Below are 18,302 nucleotides of genomic sequence, written 5' to 3'. Positions count from 1 at the left end.
GGACCGATGGAACCGCTGAACCTGATGGTGTCGCTGAGCCACTTCGCGAACACCGAACGTGAGAACGAGCACGGCCTCAGCCAGCCCGCCGGGCGCGGTCGCCGTACGGCGCGGAAGGCACGCAAGCTCGCCACCGGAAATATGCGGCGGATCTGGGCGAGGCATGCCAAAGTCCTCCCGTGACCGATGCCTTGAAGAACGACCTGCTCGCGGCGTACGACGACCAGCTGCGGGGGACCAGTGAGACCGCGGACGTCCCGACGAGCACCGACGGACCGGTGATCCGGGTCGAGTACCCGAGCCGCGGCTTCGTGAGTTACCGCTCGCTCGACGGGCTGGACGGGGCCGAGATCGACGCCCTGATCGCCCGGCAGCGGGACTACTTCGCCGCCAAGGGACAGGCCGTCGAGTGGAAGCTGCGCGGTCACGACCAGCCGGCCGACCTCCCGGACCGGCTGAAGGCCGCCGGGTTCGAGCCCGAGGACCAGGAGACCGTTCTCGTCGCCGAGAGCGCAGCCGTCGCGGAGCGCCTCCGGGGCCGCGACGCCGTCGACGGCATCACGATCCGGCGCGTCAGCGAGCGCGTGGACTTCGAACGCATCGCCGCGATGGAGTCAGCAGTCTGGGGTGAGGACTGGTCCTGGCTCACCGACGACCTGGTACGCCGGCACGCGGGCGGCACCGACGTCTACGCCGCTGAGGCCGACGGACAGGTGGTCTCCGCCGCGTGGGCCGTGTACAAGAAGGGGACCGAGTTCACGGGCCTGTGGGGCGGCTCGACGCTGGCTGAGTGGCGCGGCAAGGGCATCTATAAGGCGCTCGTCGCGGTCCGCGCTGCGCGAGCGGTCGAGCTTGGTTACAAGTACCTCCACGTCGACGCCTCCGACGACAGTTCCCCGATCCTCCAGCGGCTCGGCTTCCTCGCAGTCACTACCACGACGCCGTACGTCCACACACCGGCTCAGCGCGCGGCGCGGTAGAGGGAGTAGTGCATTGGGCCGCTGTGCGGGAGTTCGAGCTCGGCGATGACGGTGAAGCCCAGTGACTCGTAGAAGGTGATGTTCGCTGGGTCCTGGGTCTCCACGAAGGCGGGGGAGTGCCCGGCGTCCGCGGTGGCGAGGCCGGGGGTGATGACGGCGCGGCCGAGCCCCTGACGCTGGCGGTCAGGGTCGACGGCGGCCAGTGCGAGAAGCCAGACGGGATCGCGAGGATGGAAGAGCGCGATCGCCTGGCCGTATTCCGCCGTCAGCGGGGCCTGGGACCCGGCGAGTTCCTGGAACGCGGCCGCGTACGGCGCGAACGCATCGGCCGGCAGATCGGGCGGGAGCCAGACCGCGACCGCGCTGACGTCGTCGGTCACCCAGACGCGACCGTGCGGCAGCCCGATACCGCTCACGAACAAGCGGTGGTACTCCGTGAGTCGTTCGAGGTAACCGTCAGGGTCGAAACACGCGCGGCTCATCGGGTAGTCGGCCAATGCGCGCGTCAGCGTGGTGACGGCGGCGTCGACATCCGCGATGGTTGCCTCGCGCACCTTCATGTGCGGAGCGTCTCGAGGATCAGGTCGGCGACGGCACGCATACCGGCCGCGTTCGGATGGTACGAGACGTGGCCGCCCAGGTACGACGGCCGCAGCGTGAACCCGGTGGTCCACGGCTCGGCCGATCCGATCGCGTGCTCGCGGCTCGCCGCCGACGCCGCGACCAGGTCGGCGCCGGACGCGGCCGCCGCCTTCGCGAACGCGCCCGCGAGACCGTCGGCCATCATCGCGATGCTCGGCAGCTGCTCCTCGTTGAGCGGTACGTCGAGCCGCGGCCGGGTCGCCGGCCCGACCAGACTCAGGTAGTCGACCAGCAGGATCCGCGCCTGCGGAGAGCGTTCCCTGGCCTTCTCGACCACCCTGGTCAGCGAATCCGTGACCGTCTGGTACGCCGCGTCGTCCTTGAGGTAGCTCACCCGCGCGCGGATCCGGTTCGCCACCCGGCGGCCGAGGATCGTCGCGGGTTTCGCGACCGTGTTCAGGAAGCTCCCGCGGAGGAACGTCCCGACGTACTCGAGATCGTTGCCGCCGACCGTGATCGTCACGAGAGCGGTCTCCGGCGTGAGTACGTCGAGCTGCGGCGGCGCCTCGTCCTGCGGGGTGTCCAGCACATGCGCGGTGGTCGCGCCGGAGTACGAGACGTCGACCAGCTCCAGGCCGAGCTCGGTCGCGACGAGCCGCGCGTAGTTGTTGCCCGAGCGGCCCGCGGGCGGGTGCACGATCGGGCGGATCCCCGGTCCGGCCGCGAACGAGCTGCCGAGTGCGACGTACCGACTGCCGGAAGCGATCACCGCACCACGATAGATGATGAGCCGAACTCTCCACCTGACGAAAGGAACACCTCGATGCGCATTCGGGGAGCACTCGCCACGGTCGCCGCCGCCGGTCTCGTGATCGGCCTGAGCCCGTCCGCCGCCGACGCGACGCCGGGATCGGGCGTCACCGGGACGATCCTGTCCAAGACGACGGTCGGGCGGACCGACTACGTGCTGCGCGAGATCACCATCCAGCCGGGCGGGACGACCGGGTGGCACTTCCACGACGGCACGCTGTACGCGTTCGTGAAGTCGGGCACACTGACCCACTCCGGCGCCGACTGCACGACGGACGGCATCTACAAGGCCGGCGCCGCGTTCACCGAGCCCAGCGGGTCGGACCACGTGCACGTGGGGCGCAACCTCGGTACGAAACCGCTCGTACTGGACGTCCTCTATGTGCTTCCGACGGGCAGCCCACTGTCCGAGGACGCAGCGAATCCGGGCTGTCCGTTCCAGTAACCGCTGCCCGTTCGGGACGAACCGGGTGCCCGGGGGTACGGTGCCCCGGTGACTGACGACGTGTTCGGTGCTGCGGGGATTCGCGAGCGGGTGCTGGCCGGGTGGGCGGCGGCGCCGGTGCGGTTCCGGGAGGACGCGAACGCCGAGGAGGAACTCGCTCTCGGCGGGTACGTCGACCGGCTGGTGATCGAACTCGCCCAGAACGCCGCCGATGCGGCCACCCGCGCCGGCACCCCCGGCCGCGTCCTGTACGAGTTCCGCGAAAACACCCTCGTCGTCGCCAACACCGGCACCCCGCTGGACGCGGAAGGCGTCGAGTCCCTAGCCACCCTCCGAGCCTCCGCCAAGCGCTCCCCAGAGACGGGCGAGGGCGGAGGCGCCGCGGTCGGAAGGTTTGGGGTTGGGTTTTCGGCCGTGCTTGCGGTGACGGATGAGCCGGTGGTGCTGTCGCGGACCGGGGGCGTGCGGTTCTCGAAGGCCGACACCGCCGCGGCCATCGCCGACCTCGGCAGCGCGGCCCTCGACACCGAACTGCGGCGTCGCGACGGTCAGGTGCCGGCCCTGCGGCTCCCGTTCGCGACCGAGGGCGAACCACCGGCGGGCTACGACACCGCGGTCATCCTCCCGCTCCGCGACGAGGCCGCCGCCGACCTCGTCCGCCGCCTGCTCACCGAAGCCGACGACGCCCTCCTCCTCGCCCTCCCCGGCCTCGAACGCATCGAGATCGAGACCGGCGACACCCACCGGATCCTCGAGAACGCCGCCGACCGCTGGCACATCCACCGCGCCGCCGGCACCTTCACCACCGCCGAACGCGAACACCTCCTCGCCGACCGCCCCACCGAAGAACGCACCCGCCCCACCTGGTCAGTCGTCTGGGCCCTCCCTCGCAACCCTCTCGCCGAACTGTCACCGGTAGTCCACGCACCGACACCCACCGACGAACCGTTCTCCCTCCCAGCGTTGCTCCTGGCAACGTTCCCGCTGGACTCCACCCGTCGCCACGTCGCGAAGGGCCCGCTGACGGACCGGCTCGTCCAAGAGGCCGCGACGGCGTACGCGGACCTGTTGGCGGAGCGGGCCGCGGCTGGCGACGAGGTACTGCCTCTCGTACCAACCGGACTCGCCGCGGGCGCCTTGGATCGCATGCTGCGGGACGCGATCCTCGCCGTGCTGCCCAAGACGACCATCCTCCAAGGTGCACAGCTGCGCCCGGCCGAAGCCGTCGTGGTGGAGGGCGCCGACGAGGCGTTCAACGCCGTACTCGCGCCGCTCCTACCAGGCCTGATTCACGCGCGCCGTGAGGACCGCCTAGCCCTGGATGCCTTGCAGGTAAGGCGTCTCGAGCTCGCGGAGGTGGTGGATCAGCTCGGGGGACAGGAGTTGCCCGATTGGTGGCGCACGCTCTACAACTCCCTCAAGACCATGGTCACCGACCCGTTGATCCGCGAATCGCTCGGCACCCTCCCGGTCCCGCTCGCCGACGGGCGGCTCGTCCGCGGCGCCCGCGGTCTGCTCCTGCCCGGACCCGAGATCCCGGTCGACACGCTCGCCGCGTTCGGTGCGTACGGCGTTCGCGTCGTGCACCCGGAGGCGGTCGACCCTGTCCTCGAACGCCTCGGCGCGATCCCCGCCACCCCACGCTCACTCCTCGAGGACGGTGCCGTGCGCGCCGCCGTCGAACACTCCGCGGACGCCGACGACCCGGACGCGATCGCGCACGCCGTCCTCAGCCTGGTCGCCGCCGACCCGACGCAGGCGGACGGCCTGTGGTGGCTGTCCGACCTCGTACTCCGGGACGCGGACGGCGACCTCGTCCCCGCGAACGCCTTGGTGGTCGAAGGTTCCGGCGGACAAGCCGTGCTCGACGCCGACGAGGTCGCGCCCATCGCCGCCGACGTCCTCGACCGTTACGGCCTGCCCGCACTCGAAGCCGTCGGCGTTCTCGCCTCGCTCGGCCTCGTCAGCGCGTCCGACGTCGCCCTCGACCGGCTCCCCGAAGCCCTCCAGGACCTCGACGGCATCGAGGACTGGGCGTACGACGTCGCACCCGACGGATCCCGGTTCGGTGCCACTGTCGGGGAGCTCGAAGCGATCCGCGACCTCGACTGGGTCATCGACGACAGCTGGCCGAAGGCCCTGCAATTGTTGGGTTCTGAGCCCGAACTGCGCCGCGCGCTGGTCACCCAGGTCCGAGTCGTCGGCCCGGACGACCGGCCACTGGGAGTCCCGTCGTACGCCGCCTGGTGGATCCGGGAACACGTCCTGCTCGACGACGGCGAACCGCTCGCCGGACGCGCGGACCCCGACGCCGAACCGGTGCTCGCGACGTTCCTCGACGAGGCTCCGGCGTGGACGGCCGAACTCGATCCCGAGGTCCGTACGGCGGTCGGCCTGGTCCGCGACGTCGGCGATCTCGACGCGGACGGCATCGAACTCGTCCTCGACCGGCTGGCCGACCCTGAGCGGGACGTCGACGAGGCGTCGATCCTGCGGCTGTGGAACCGGCTCGGGACCCTCAAGCTGTTCCCAGGCGCCGCGCCGGCCCAGGTCCGCGTGCTCGACGCCGACGGCGCGACCAGAGTCACCGACGCGGACGGCGCGGTGGTGGTCGACGGGCCGATGTGGGTGCAGCGCGAGGATCTCGGCGGGTTCGTGATCGGGTCGGGCGCGGCGGCGGACGGGCTCAGTGACCTGTTCGACGTACCGCTCGCCCAAGAAGTTGCCGAGGGCAAGATCAGTGGGGAGGGTACGGCGGCCGACGTGCCGGCGCTCGTCCGCGAGCTCGTCCCCGAGGTCCCGGCGACGTGGTGGGAGCACGAGGAGCTCACTGTCGACGGCGTCGAGGTCTCGTGGTGGGTGGACGCCGACGGCGCTCCGCACGCGGCGACGTTCGACGGGTTGGCGAAGGCTCTCGCGTGGTCCGCGGGGCGTTGGGACCGGCGGCATGTGATCCGCGCGGTTCTCAATGAACCGGACCGTTCCGTCGAACTTCTGGTCGACGCCGTCTACGACTGACCGGAATCGGCCGCCGGCCGGAACCTCTACGCCGCGTGACTGTTCCTGGAAGCGTTTCCGCCTGCGGGAGTCACGCAGAGCGAGCAACGTTGTCATAGGTTGGTATATCGACTGAGCTGCGGATATGACTTCTCTGCTTCAACGTGGCAACGAACTCTTGTCAACGTTGTCAACGCTACTTATAGTCCGTGGCACCTCTCGGTCGGTGATCCGCCAGTCCACGCAACGTAAACGGAGGTGACCTTCGTCATGACGGAGTCTCACAACAGCGCCGCCCCGCGCGAGCAGTACGAAGATGTCGAAGACGTCGTGCGGTACCAGTTGAGCCGGCGAAGCATGATCGGTGGCGGCGCCGCGGCGCTGACCGCCTTCCTGGCCGCCTGTTCGGGCGGAGGCTCCTACTCCGACAAGCCGGCGAACAGCAACAAGCCGGTCGCCACCAAGTCCATCCAGATCGGCAAGGCCAACATCCCCGTCCCGCGGGAGCAGACGGTGATCGTGGGTCAGGTCGAGTACACCGTCTTCGACAGCTTCAACGGGATGATCCCCAACGGATCACCGGGCGGAGCCGGCGTGGAGCTGGCCACCGAGCCCCTGTTCTTCCTCAGTTTCGCCACCGGCAAGCTCACGCCGTGGCTCGCGACCGAGTACAAGTACAACGACGACCACACCGAGCTGACCCTGAAGTTCGACCCGAAGGCGCACTGGAACGACGGGAAGCCGCTGGGTGCCAACGACTTCAAGTTCACCGTCATGGCGCTGAAGGACCGGCCCGACCTGTTCGGCGGCGGCGGCGACCTGAAGGAGTTCGTCAAGACCGTCGAGGTGCCGGACGCGCAGACCGCGGTGGTCAAGTTCCTGAAGCCGACGCCGCGCTTCCACTACAACTTCATCGCGGCGATCGCGGGCGCGCCGAACAACATCATGCCCGAGCACATCTGGAAGTCGCAGGACCTGACCAAGTACAAGGACAACCCGCCGGTGCGCTCCGGCCCGTACAAGCTGAAGCAGGCGATCCGGAACCAGAAGATGTTCGTCTGGGAGAAGGACCCGAACTACTGGAACAAGGACAAGCTCGACGTCAAGCCGCAGTACGTGATCTTCCAGAGCACCTCGAAGCAGCTCGACCAGGCGTCGCTGGCGTTCGAGCGGGCCGAGTTCGACGTCGGCTCGATCGATGCGCAGCACGCCACGCAGCTGGCCAACACCGGGTACCCGAACCTGGTCACCACGCAGTTCCACGACCCGAACCCACGGGTGATGTGGCTGAACTGCGACCCGACCCGGGGCGTGATGGCCGAGGAGAAGATGCACTGGGCAATCAACTACTGCCTCGACCGCGAAAAGATCGGTACGTCGGTCTGGGACGTCAAGGTGCCGCCCGCGATCTACCCGTGGGCCGACTACCCGACCAACGACAAGTGGAAAGACGACGAGCTCGCCAATAAGTACAAGTTCGAGTACAGCCTCGAGAAGGCGACCCAGCTGCTCGACGAGATCGCGCCGAAGAACGCGGCCGGCAAGCGCACGTACAAGGGCAAGGAGATCAACCTCGAGATCATCACGCCCGCGCAGGTCGACAAGGCCGAGTATGCGATCGCCAACGTGCTGAAGGCCGATCTCGCCAAGGTCGGCGTGCCCTGCACGCTGCGGAGTCTGTCCGGGAGCGTGCACGACGAGAAGTTCCAGCGCGGCGAGTACGACATCGACTCCAGCTGGGCCGGGTTCGCCATCGACCCGGAGCAGCTGTACACCGACTGGGAGAGCACCAAGGCGCAGCCGATCGGCAAGAACGCCGCCGGCAAGAACAAGATGCGCTTCCGGGACCCGGCGTTCGACGCGATCTCCCAGAAGCTGTCCGGGATGGACCCGGACAGCGAGGAAGCCAAGCCGCTGCTCAAGCAGGCGCTGGAGATCTACTTCCAGAAGCTGCCGCTGCTGCCGGTGATCCAGACCGGGTACCCGCAGTTCTTCAACACCGCGTTCTGGAAGGACTGGCCGACCGACGACAACCTGTACGAGGTGCCGCTGAACTGGTGGCCGCACTTCACGCTGGTGCTCGGCAAGATCACGGCCACCGGCCAGAAGGGACCGGCGTGACGGCGGATGCCCCGCCGGTGGTAGCAGTCGACAAGAGCCAGGACTCCGCACCTTCTCGGGGGGTGCGGGCCTGGCTGTCGCGGCATCCGCTGGCGGCGTACGCGATCCGAAGAGTCGGGATCTACTTCGTGGAGCTCTGGGGAGCGCTCACCATCGCGTTCTTCTTCTTCCGCCTGATTCCGGGCGACCCGGTCCAGACGCTGATCCAGACCCTGCAGCAGAACTACATGTACAACCAGCAGGCGAGCACCGAGCTCATCGCCCGCTACCAGCAGGAGTTCGGTCTCACCGGGAACATGTTCTCCCAGTACGTGAAGTACATGGAGAAACTCGTTCTGCACGGCGATCTCGGGCCGAGCCTGATCAACTACCCGACTCCGGCCCAGGACGTGATCCTGAGAGCGCTGCCCTGGACCATCGGTCTGCTCGGGATCTCCGCGGTGCTGTCCTGGATCCTTGGCGTGCTCCTCGGCGCGATCGCCGGCTGGCGGCGCGGGAAACTCGGTTCCGCGATCGCGACCAACCTGTCGATCGCGCTCTCCCACGTTCCGTACTTCTTCGTCGCGCTGATCCTGGTGTACATCTTCGCGTACTCGATGGGTGTGCTGCCGGCGAGATCGGCGTACGACTCCAACATCAGTCCCGGGATCACGCCCGAGTTCATCGGCAGCGTGCTCAAGTACGGGTTGCTGCCGGGGTTGTCGATCGTGGTGATCGGGACGCTCAGCTGGATCCTGTCCACCCGGATGCTGATGGTCCCGGTGCTCGGCGAGGACTACCTGGTGTACGCCGAGGCGAAGGGCCTGAAGGGCTGGCGGATCCTGACCCGGTACGCGCTGCGGAACTGCTACCTGCCGCAGATCACCGCGTTCGGCATCTCACTCGGCTTCATCTTCAACGGCAACGTGCTGGTCGAGCAGCTGTTCAACTACCCGGGTCTCGGGACCACGCTGGTCACCGCGATCCAGCAGCTCGACTTCAACACGATCCTCGGGGTCACCGATATCGCGATCTTCTCGGTGCTCACCGCCGTACTCCTCCTCGACCTCCTGCTCCCGCTGCTCGACCCGCGGGTCAAGTACTGGAAGTGATGACGATGAGAATCCTGACCGCGGTACTGCGGACGATCCGGAACAGCCGGCGCCTCGCGATCGGTCTCCTCATCCTCGGGGTGATGGTGCTGCTGGCGTTGTTCAGCCCGTTGATCGTGAACGCGATCGGGGGTGGCAAGGACCCGATCGAGGTGGCGGCGTACGAGAAATGGCTGGTGCCCGGGCCCGGCCATCTGCTGGGCACCGACCAGTTCGGCCGGGACGTGTTCGCGATGGTGGTGAAGGCGCTCTCGGTCTCCCTCCAGATCGGGGCGATCGCGGGCATCATCTCCACCGTCGTGGGGGTGATCGTGGCGTTCGTGGCCGGTTACAAGGGCGGCTGGATCGACGGCATCCTGTCGACGTTCACCGGGATCCTGCTGGTGATCCCGACGTTCCCGTTGCTGATCGCGCTCTCGGCGTACGCGAAGAACGTGACGCTGTTCCAGGTCGGCGTGATGATCTCGATCTTCGCTTGGCCGTTCGCGGCCAAGACCATCCGTTCGCAGGTGCTGAGCCTGCGGACCCGGCCGTACGTCGACCTGGCGCGGGTGAGCAAGGCCCGCGACCTGGAGATCATCGTCACCGAACTGCTGCCGAACCTGCTGCCGTTCATCGGTGTCGGGTTCGCGTCCTCGGCGCTCGGTGCGATCTTCGGACTGGTCGGCCTGGAGGTGATCGGGCTCGGGCCGGGCGGTGTCGTCGACCTCGGCCAGATCATCTTCAACGCGATCACCACCGGCGCGCTGACCCTCGGGGCGTGGCCGATGTTCGTGGTCCCGATCGTGCTGCTGACGCTGCTGTTCGCGGCGCTCAACATGGTGAACATCGGGCTGGAAGAGGTCTACAACCCGCGGCTGAGAGGAGTGGCCGGTGAGTGACTCAGTGCTGGAGATCAAGGGCCTCGAGGTCGTCTACTCCACCAACCGCGGCGACGTGAAAGCGGTCCGCGGGATCGATCTCGACGTACGGCGCGGTGAGATCCTCGGGATCGCGGGGGAGTCGGGCAGTGGGAAGAGCACGCTCGCGGTCGCGCTGCTCCGGCTCCTGAAGGCGCCGGGCAAGGTGACCGGCGGCACGGTGATGTTCCACCCGGGCGGCCGTTCCCCGGTCGACCTGCTGAAGGTGCAGGGCGAGGAACTGCGGGTCCTGCGGTGGAGCGCGCTCTCGTATCTCCCGCAGGGCTCGATGAGTTCGCTGAACCCGGTGATGCGCGTGCACGACCAGTTCAAGGACGTGATCCTGGAGCACGCGCCGGATCGCAAGAACTCCTTGCACGAGATGATCCCGCGGCTGCTCGGACAGGTCGGTCTCGAGCCGCGAGTGGCCCGGATGTACCCGCACGAGCTGTCCGGCGGGATGAAGCAGCGGGTCCTGATGGCGATTGCGGTCGCACTCGAACCCGACCTCGTGATCGCCGACGAACCGACCACCGCGCTGGACGTGACGATCCAGCGGGTCATCCTGCAGTCGCTCGCGGATCTGCGCACCGACTTCGGGGTGACGCTGATGGTGATCTCGCACGACATGGGCGTACACGCGCAGCTCGCGGACCGGGTCGCGGTGATGTACGAGGGACAGCTGGTCGAGGTCGGCGACGTACGGCAGGTCTTCAAGGACCCGCAGGACGCCTACACCCGGCAGCTGATCGAGTCGATCCCGAAGGTCGGACGGAGGGCCTCATGAAGTCTGAACTCGAACTTCGTGGCGTACAGCAACGATTCCACGCCCGTGGGGTCGCCGACGGCTACATCACCGCGGTGGACGACGTGAGCTTCAGCCTGGCCGCGTCGCCACCGCAGATCGTCAGCCTGGTCGGCCAGAGCGGCAGCGGGAAGAGCACGATCGCCCGCAACGTCCTCGGCCTGCAGAAGCCCACGGCCGGCACCGTGCTGTACGGCGGGAAGGACATCTTCAAGCTGAACCGGGCCGAGTACGACGAGTACCGGCGCGACGTCCAGCCCGTGTTCCAGGACCCGTACGCGATCTTCAACCCGTTCTACCGGGTCGACCGCGTGCTCTGGAAGGCGGTGAAGAAGTTCAAGCTCGCCTCGACCCGTGAGGCCGGGCTCGCACTGATCGAGGAGTCGCTGCGCGCGGTCCGGCTGGAACCGGAGAACGTGCTCGGGCGATACCCGCACCAGCTCTCCGGCGGTCAGCGGCAACGCATCATGCTGGCCCGCGTCCACATGCTGCGTCCGTCGTTCATCATCGCCGACGAACCGGTGTCGATGCTGGACGCCCAGGTGCGCAAGCACTTCCTGGACATCCTGCTCGACTTCCAGACCGAGCACGGGATGACAACGCTGTTCATCACCCACGACCTGTCCACGGTTTACTACCTCGGCGGTGAGGTCATGGTCATCACCAAGGGCCAGATCGTCGAGCGCGGCCCGGTCTCCACGGTGATGCACGAGCCCTCCCACCCGTACACCAAGCTCCTCCTCGACTCCATCCCCCAACCCGACCCCGACCAACGCTGGACCAGCCGGATCGCCGTCGACGAACTCGACGACCTCGAAGAAACCGACGCCCAGGCGGCCCCGGCCCCGGAGGCACCGATCCTCTAACCGGGCTTCCGGGCGCTGGTGTACAGCAGCTGGTAGAACCACGCCCGGAAGCACGGATCGACCATCAGCTCGCGGTACCGGACGAGCTCGTCCATTGTGGCCCCAGCCGCGAGCAGCAGAGGCTCGGCCTGCTGGTTCAGGTTGCGGTGCAGGAGACATCCGTCGGTGCCACCGGCGGCTGTCTGCGAGTAGTCCATCACGTCGACGTCCACCAGCCCGGCGGCGGTCATCCGCTCTGCCGTCTCGCGTGCCCAGGTCCAGCTGACCCCGCGCGCCGGGCTGACGACGTGATGGGACAGGTGCTGAATCTTCTCCCACAGGTCCCGGTCAGCCGGCTCGGGTACGGCGAGGAGTTCGAGCGGCCGGTCGGTGATGTCGCCGAGGATCAGGTGGCCGCCAGGTGCCAGGGCGTTCACCAGCCGTTGCAGGATCTGCTCGCGTTCGGGCAGGTGGAGAAGCAGCAGCCGGGCATGGATCAGGTCGAACGGCCCGTCCACCGGGAGACCGTCGCGGAGGTCGTGCTTGATCACCTGGACGCCGGGCGCGACGTCGTACAGCTGGGTCGTATCGATGTCGACGGCAACCACTTCGCGGGTGCGTGCGGCCAGCCAGTTCGCGATCGAACCGCTGCCCGCGCCGAGCTCGAGGCAGCGCTGGTCCGGTGTCAGGCCGAGCCGCTCCAGGCGCCAGGTGGTCGGGGTGTCCAGAAGCCTGCCGAGATGGTCGAGGTGATGGTGCCCGAGCTCACTGCCGGTGTCGAAGATGTAGTCGTTCATCGCTTCAGCCTGCGCGGACACAGTCGACCGGCACATCCGTGATCACCCGGATCGTGACAGCGCCCAGGCGATGATCTCGTACCGGCTGGACAGGTCGAGCTTCTGCCGGATGTGCTCGAGGTGCGACTCGACCGTACGACGGGAGATCACCAGCGCGGACGCGATCTGCTCGTTGCTGAGGCCCTGTCCGGCGAGGTCGGCGACCTCGAGCTCCCGGCTGCTGAGCGGCCTGTCGGTCGGTGTGGGCGGAGCCAGCGCCTCGGCCATCAGCTCGTCCTGGTTGAGTCGCCGGCCGGCCGCCATCAGCCGATCGGCCGTTCTGCCGCCGACCTGCTGCCGGAGCCGCTCGACGATGGCGTCACAGTGCACTGTGGTCGCGTCCGACATCCGGCCGCCGCGACGGCTCAGCGCGGCCGCGGCTCCGGCGAGCCGCAGTGAGGCCCGCACCCGCCCCTCACTGGCCGCCAGACTCATGCTGGCCCACAACCACTCCGGATCCTCGATCAGACCGGATGCTGTGCGCAGGTCGGCGACGATCGCGGTCAGCTCTTCGCGGTGGACCCGCACCTCACCGCCCTCCGCGGCGATATAGGCGACGCCGAGACGGCCGGCGAACGTCAGTGCCGCGCTACCGGTCGATCGGCCGATCTCGCGTACCTCGCGGAAACAGGGACCGGCGTCGGCCCACGCCGCCTGCTCGCAGTACGCCAGACCGAGCACGGACAGGGTCCAGCCGCGACCACGTTCATCGCCGTACTGGCGGAACTTGGCGATGCTCTGCGCACACAGGTCCACGGCGTACGGCGCTTGGCCTGTGGCGGCTGCGACGAGTGCGAGGTTGCGCAGCGCGCGGGCCGTTCCGGGCTCATCACCTCGGTGCTGATTGAGGTCGAGGCTCTCCTGGTAGGCGAGTGTGGAGGCTTGGTAGTCGCGTTGACGCCACGCCAGCCGGCCCAGCCTTGCCAGCGCGACCGCACGGAGCGCCGGATCCCCACGGTCGAGGGACTCTTCCAGCCAGGTGCGCGCGTCGTTCACGAACCCGCGGACTTCCCAGTAGTAGGCGAGGGCCGTTGACAGCCGCAACCCGGTGTCGCCGGGCTGCGATCGCGCCCAGCTCAGCGCGGCGAGGAAGTTGCCTTCGTCGCGTTGCAGGCCGATCAGGATGCGGCCCCGGTCGTTCCCGTGCAGGTCGGAGTCGCCTTGCTGTGCGACGGCCAGGAAGTGCTTCGCGTGGCGGGTCGGGATCGACGGTGCTTCGCCGAGGGCCGTCGCGGCGTACTGACGAACCGGCTCCAGCAGCCGGTAGCGGATCCCTCCGTCGGGCAGCCGATCGGTGAGCACCAGGGAATGGTCGACGAGTCCGGTGAGAGCGCGGAGCAGTTCGTCGCCGAGGTCGGCGACGTACTCCAGGGCGGCGAGATCGAAGCTGCCCGAGAACACCGCGAGCCGCTCGAACAGCAGTTGCTGTGGTGCGGACAGCAGGTGATAGCTCCAGTCGAGCGCGGCGCGCATGGTGCCGTCGGAGTCCTGCAACAGCGGGTCGAGTCGTTCGAGAATCTCGCGCGGAGACAGGACCCGGCTCCACGCGGCCGCGAGCTCGATCGCGAGCGGCAGGCCGTCGAGTTTCCGGCAGATCGCGTCGACCGTCGACTGGTCGGCGGGCGCCGCGCCGGACACCAGAGCGGCGCGGTCGGCGAACAGCCGGCTCGCCGGTGCGGGTGCGAGAGGCGGCAGCCGGAAGACCTGTTCGCCGGGCGCACCGAGCGGGACGCGGCTCGTGGCCAGGATGCGGACTGAGGGGTATGTCGCGAGAACCTGGACCGCGGCGGTTCGCGCTTCGTCGACGACGTGTTCGCAGTTGTCCAGGACGACCAGGACATCGGCGTACTCGGTGATCTCGGTGAGCAGCGCGTGTGGCGTCGTGGACACCAGCTCGACGAGTACGACGCCATCGGCGTACCGGGAGCCGATCCGCGCGGCCACCTCGCGGCTGAGCCGGGTCTTGCCGGTGCCCGGGGGACCGGCGATCGTGACCAGCCGCGAGTCGCGCAGTGCCTGCTCCAGTTGAGCGAGCTCCTCGTCGCGTCCGAAGAAGCGCGTGAGGTCGCGGGGGATGCCCGCTGTCTTTGTGCCCAGCAGGCTCCGGTGGATGGCTTGGAGCTCCGGCGCGGGATCGACTCCGAGCTCGTCAGCGAGGTGGGTGCGGAGCGCCTCGTAGTGTTCGAGCGCTTCGGCGTGCCGGCCGGCGTCGCGTAGTGCGGTCAGAAGCTTTAGCCACAACGTCTCCCGGAGCGGGTAGCGCGTCGTGAGCTTCTGGAGGTCGGCGATGTCGGCGCCGGTTCGTTGTTCCCAGGCGGTGAGGTAGCGCTCCACCAGGGCGGGCGCCTCGTGTTCCTCGAACCACCGCGAGCCCTCGAAGGGTTCACCCCGCCACAATCCCAACGCCTGCTCGAGTTTCCCGTCGTCGAGTAGCCGATGAAAGCGCAGTACGTCGACACACTCGACCGGCACGTCGAGGCGATACCCCGCCGGCTCGGTCGTCACCGCGTCGTCGCCGAGCACGCGGCGCAACCGCCCGACGTACGTCTGCAGACTGCCTCGCAGCCGCTGCGGCGGATCGTCCGCCCAGAGCGCGCGCCCCAGACCGTCGAACGAAACAGTCCGTCCGCAGTTCAACGCAAGCACCGCCAGCAACGCCCGAACCTTCCGGCCCGGAACCTGAACCACCAGCCCGTCCCGCCGGATCTCGAACGGTCCGAGCAGCCGAATGTCGAGATGTCCCATCTCACCCCCGAGAGATATGGCCACCCACTCTACCGATCCACCGGGTCCTTGGACTGACAGCAAACTGGCAGCACCCGCCCGGCGGAGGGGCCCGGACCGATGCAGGGTCAGGTACACCGCGGGAGGTGTGTACCTGACCCTGGCCGGGATCGCGGTGTTGAGTTAGGCGGTTTTGATGGCGGGGTCGCTGAGGCTGGGGGTGCCGGTTTCTACGTGGCCGGCGAAGCGGCGGAGGTAGGTGGGGTCGGTGGTGGTGATGGAGACGTCGTACCAACCGCTTGTGGTGGTGATGGTGCGGGTGGTGGTGCCCTTGAGGAGGTCGAGGGTCTGGGTGGTGCCGGCGTACGTGTTGGTGATGGTGACGCGGCGGGCGGTGTCGGAGGTGAGGGTGAGGACGACGTTGCCCGTGGCGGCCTTCTCGCGGGCGGTGATCTCCAGGCCGGTGGCGGGCTTGCCCTTGAAGGTGCGGAGGAAGCCGTTCGGGCCGTGGACCGTGAGGTCGGTGACACCGCCGGAGTAGATCGGGTTCCAGCTGTCGGCGACGGTCTTGCCGGCCTCGGTGGTGTACGTCCACGGGCCGTCGGAGCGGTTCGCGGACGTGATCAGGAACTGCGCGCCGGCCTGCGCCCCGGAGCTGAACGTCAGCCTGTACTTGCTGTCGGCAACCGCTCCGTCGACGACCGGTGCGTACGGCAACGGACGGGTACGGCGGCGCCCGCGTTCCTGCACCGGGACCTTGCCGACCGCGGGCGGCGTCGGCACGTAGTCCGGGTGCCGCTTGTTGTCCGGCGGCTCGTACGCGCTGGTGTCCGGGAGCGTGGCCGGCCGCGTCGCCGCCGTACCGAAGTCGAACGCCGACGTCAGGTCGCCACAGATCGCCCTGCGCCACGGCGAGATGTTCGGTTCGTGGACGCCGAACCGGGACTCCATGAACCGGATGATCGACGTGTGGTCGAAGACCTCGGAGCAGGTGTAGCCGCCGGTGCTCCACGGCGACACCACGAGCATCGGCACCCGCTGGCCGAGACCGTACGCGCCGTGCGCGGCCTTCGAACCGGTGTACAGATCGGGGTTCGGGTCGACCGTCGACAGACCCTGGTTGGCGTCCATCGGCGGGTACGGCGGTACGACGTGGTCGAAGAAGCCGTCGTTCTCGTCGTACGTGATGAACAGCGCCGTCTTGCTCCACACCTCGGGGTTCGCGGTGAGCGCGTCGAGGACCTGGGAGATGTACCAGGCGCCGTAGTTCGCCGGCCAGTTCGGGTGTTCGGTGAACGCCTCGGGCGCCGCGATCCAGGAGATCTTCGGCAACCGGTTCGCCTGCACGTCAGCGGTCAGCTGCGCGAACAGGCTCTCGCCGGCCTTCGCGTTCGTGCCGGTGCGGGCCTTGTCGTACAACGGGTTCCCGGGCTGTGCGGTGCGGTACTTGTTGAAGTACAGCAGCGAGTTGTCGCCGTAGTTGCCGCGGTACGCGTCGTCGATCCAGCCCCACCCGTGGTCGCCGTCCAGGCCGTCGCCGATGTCCTGGTAGACCTTCCACGAGACACCCGCCTGCTCGAGCCGTTCCGGGTACGTCGTCCAGCCGTAGCCCGCCTCGTCGTTGCCGAGCACCGGGCCGCCGCCGGCGCCGTCGTTCCCGGTGTAGCCGGTCCACATGTAGTACCGGTTCGGGTCGGTGGAACCCATGAACGAGCAGTGGTACGCGTCGCACACCGTGAACTTGTCCGCGAGCGCGTAGTGGAACGGGATGTCCTCGCGGGTCAGGTACGCCATCGTGGTCGACGTCTTCGCCGGGATCCACTGGTCGTACTTGCCGTTGTTCACCGCGAGGTGCGCGTCGGACCAGCTGTGCGCCAGGTCCTGGATGAACTGCATCCCGAGGTTGTCGGCCTCCGGCCGGAACGGCAGGATCTCCTGGCCGAGGGCACTCTTCTGGTACCACACCGGCTTGCCGCTCGGCAGCGTGACCGGTCGCGGGTCACCGAACCCGCGGACGCCGTTCAGGCTGCCGAAGTAATGGTCGAACGACCGGTTCTCCTGCATCAGGACGACGATGTGCTCGACGTCCTGGATGCTGCCGAACCGGCGGTGCGCGGGGATCGCGGCGGCCTGCTCGATACTGTTCGCCATCGCGGCGAACGCGGCCGACCCTCCGGCCATCTGCAGGAACCTGCGGCGGTTGATATCTGGCATGCGAGTCTCCTAACGGGGCGGATGGAGTCTGTGTCACCAGCACTGCGTCGCAGGCACCCTAGCCTGAACGATTAACCGACGGTAGATGAACTCTGCTGTCCACGCCGGGTGACTTTCAAACTATTCCAAGCACAACCTGGTGGCTCACTCGCCGGCCTCATCGCATGGCCGGCGAGAGCGCCGCCGCCGAGGACGATCAACGGGCTGCCGAAGACGGCAAGCACCGTGCGCCACCCACTCCACTCGCGAACGGTGGGTGGCGCCTGAACCGAGGTTGTCACGCGGTCGCCACAGACCGTGCCGGTGTCCTGATCAGCCACACGCCGAGCCAGACCATCGCCAGCCCGAGCCCGATGCCCCACGGCGGCAGCAGCGCCTGGAAGCCGAGCAGGCCGCCGATCACGATGGCCACGGAGATCGCCCGCGGGAACACACCGGCGCGCAGGCTCGCGATGCCGAACAGGGCCCAGCCGGCAGCGAAGAGCAGGTAGCTGGAGATCGCGCCGATCACGATCATGCCGCCCGGATCGAGTTCGAGGACCTGAGGTGCGTGATCGACGATGTAGGTGACGTAGAACGACTCGAACCACAGGTCGCCGCCGAGCCACATGGTGCCGACGACAGCCGCGATCATCCCGATCAGGCCTAACCGGCCGGCCTTGTGCGCCTGTCGGGCGTACGCGGCGACCGCGACCAGAACGAGCAGGCAGAAGGCGACGAAGTACACGACGCCGCTGATCCGATAGGTGAGGTTCGTCGACGTTCCCACGTGGTCGTCGACATCGACAATGGGCAGGATCACCAGTTCGACGACGATCATCAGGAGGCCTGCGGCCACGGCGAGCGGGCCGGCCATCCGTGCCAGTGACGACAGTGAGTAGTTCGGTTCGGTGGTCGTGGTGGGTCTTACCAATCCGGTCATGCTGAGCAACCTTTCAACGAGCTGGAATGTG

15 protein-coding genes are annotated in these 18,302 nt (G+C 68.1%); 9 read left to right on the top strand and 6 right to left on the bottom strand.

What is annotated here, in order from left to right:
* The first annotated feature begins 6 nt into the window (after nucleotides 1-6).
* Both E0H92_RS44510 and E0H92_RS39290 read left to right on the top strand, forming a co-directional pair.
* On the top strand, nucleotides 7-183 hold the full coding sequence (locus E0H92_RS44510; RefSeq protein ID WP_165550240.1) for a hypothetical protein: 177 nt from the start codon (nucleotides 7-9) through the stop codon (nucleotides 181-183).
* Nucleotides 180-980: a GNAT family N-acetyltransferase gene (locus tag E0H92_RS39290; RefSeq protein WP_131499895.1), complete on the top strand. Its 801-nt coding sequence runs from the start codon at nucleotides 180-182 to the stop codon at nucleotides 978-980. Before E0H92_RS44510 ends, E0H92_RS39290 begins: the two co-directional genes overlap by 4 nt.
* Here E0H92_RS39290 and E0H92_RS39285 read toward each other — a convergent pair.
* Complete coding sequence (locus E0H92_RS39285; protein WP_131463316.1) at nucleotides 962-1,540, bottom strand: GNAT family N-acetyltransferase; 579 nt, start codon at nucleotides 1,538-1,540, stop codon at nucleotides 962-964. The two genes, E0H92_RS39290 and E0H92_RS39285, sit on opposite strands and share 19 nt — an antisense overlap.
* Nucleotides 1,537-2,331 (bottom strand): SGNH/GDSL hydrolase family protein, encoded by a 795-nt coding sequence (locus tag E0H92_RS39280; RefSeq protein ID WP_202874065.1) that lies wholly within the window; start codon nucleotides 2,329-2,331, stop codon nucleotides 1,537-1,539. Before E0H92_RS39280 ends, E0H92_RS39285 begins: the two co-directional genes overlap by 4 nt.
* A 54-nt stretch (nucleotides 2,332-2,385) precedes the next feature.
* Here E0H92_RS39280 and E0H92_RS39275 point away from each other — a divergent pair, with 54 nt between their 5' ends.
* The 7 genes from E0H92_RS39275 (at nucleotide 2,386) to E0H92_RS39245 (ending at nucleotide 11,596) form a co-directional block, all read left to right on the top strand.
* A complete protein-coding gene (locus tag E0H92_RS39275) occupies nucleotides 2,386-2,817 on the top strand; it encodes a cupin domain-containing protein (protein WP_131499894.1) in 432 nt (143 codons plus the stop codon).
* 48 nt (nucleotides 2,818-2,865) lie between these two features.
* Nucleotides 2,866-5,835, top strand: coding sequence for a sacsin N-terminal ATP-binding-like domain-containing protein (locus E0H92_RS39270; RefSeq protein WP_131499893.1), 2,970 nt, complete (start codon nucleotides 2,866-2,868; stop codon nucleotides 5,833-5,835).
* A 249-nt stretch (nucleotides 5,836-6,084) separates the two neighbouring features.
* Nucleotides 6,085-7,935: an ABC transporter substrate-binding protein gene (locus E0H92_RS39265; RefSeq protein ID WP_131499892.1), complete on the top strand. Its 1,851-nt coding sequence runs from the start codon at nucleotides 6,085-6,087 to the stop codon at nucleotides 7,933-7,935.
* Entirely contained in the window at nucleotides 7,932-9,026 is a 1,095-nt protein-coding gene (locus E0H92_RS39260; RefSeq protein ID WP_131295043.1) for an ABC transporter permease subunit, read from the top strand. Before E0H92_RS39265 ends, E0H92_RS39260 begins: the two co-directional genes overlap by 4 nt.
* A gap of 5 nt (nucleotides 9,027-9,031) precedes the next feature.
* Nucleotides 9,032-9,907: an ABC transporter permease gene (locus E0H92_RS39255; protein ID WP_238151549.1), complete on the top strand. Its 876-nt coding sequence runs from the start codon at nucleotides 9,032-9,034 to the stop codon at nucleotides 9,905-9,907.
* Nucleotides 9,900-10,712 carry an ABC transporter ATP-binding protein gene (locus E0H92_RS39250; RefSeq protein ID WP_131499891.1) on the top strand — a complete coding sequence of 271 codons (813 nt, stop codon included), beginning with the start codon at nucleotides 9,900-9,902 and terminating at the stop codon, nucleotides 10,710-10,712. Before E0H92_RS39255 ends, E0H92_RS39250 begins: the two co-directional genes overlap by 8 nt.
* The gene (locus E0H92_RS39245) at nucleotides 10,709-11,596 is read left to right on the top strand and encodes an ABC transporter ATP-binding protein (RefSeq protein ID WP_131463321.1); all 888 of its coding nucleotides are present in this window, start codon (nucleotides 10,709-10,711) and stop codon (nucleotides 11,594-11,596) included. The genes E0H92_RS39250 and E0H92_RS39245 overlap by 4 nt, the downstream gene beginning before the upstream one ends.
* Here the strand turns inward: E0H92_RS39245 and E0H92_RS39240 are convergent.
* The 4 genes from E0H92_RS39240 to E0H92_RS39225 all read right to left on the bottom strand — a co-directional run bounded on the left by E0H92_RS39240 (nucleotide 11,593) and on the right by E0H92_RS39225 (nucleotide 18,271).
* Nucleotides 11,593-12,372: a class I SAM-dependent methyltransferase gene (locus tag E0H92_RS39240; protein ID WP_165550239.1), complete on the bottom strand. Its 780-nt coding sequence runs from the start codon at nucleotides 12,370-12,372 to the stop codon at nucleotides 11,593-11,595. The two genes, E0H92_RS39245 and E0H92_RS39240, sit on opposite strands and share 4 nt — an antisense overlap.
* 42 nt (nucleotides 12,373-12,414) lie before the next feature.
* Entirely contained in the window at nucleotides 12,415-15,156 is a 2,742-nt protein-coding gene (locus tag E0H92_RS39235; protein WP_131499890.1) for an ATP-binding protein, read from the bottom strand.
* 162 nt (nucleotides 15,157-15,318) lie between these two features.
* Nucleotides 15,319-17,349, bottom strand: coding sequence for a phosphocholine-specific phospholipase C (locus E0H92_RS39230; RefSeq protein ID WP_131499889.1), 2,031 nt, complete (start codon nucleotides 17,347-17,349; stop codon nucleotides 15,319-15,321).
* 277 nt (nucleotides 17,350-17,626) lie between these two features.
* Nucleotides 17,627-18,271, bottom strand: a complete 645-nt coding sequence (locus E0H92_RS39225) for a hypothetical protein (protein WP_131499888.1) — start codon at nucleotides 18,269-18,271, stop codon at nucleotides 17,627-17,629.
* Nucleotides 18,272-18,302 lie beyond the last annotated feature (31 nt).

The organism is Kribbella speibonae (assembly GCF_004331375.1).
In the GTDB taxonomy this organism is placed as follows: Bacteria; Actinomycetota; Actinomycetes; order Propionibacteriales; family Kribbellaceae; genus Kribbella; species Kribbella sindirgiensis.
The sequence above is the reverse complement of the archived record's forward strand: the minus strand, read 5'-3'. Positions and strand labels throughout refer to the sequence as shown.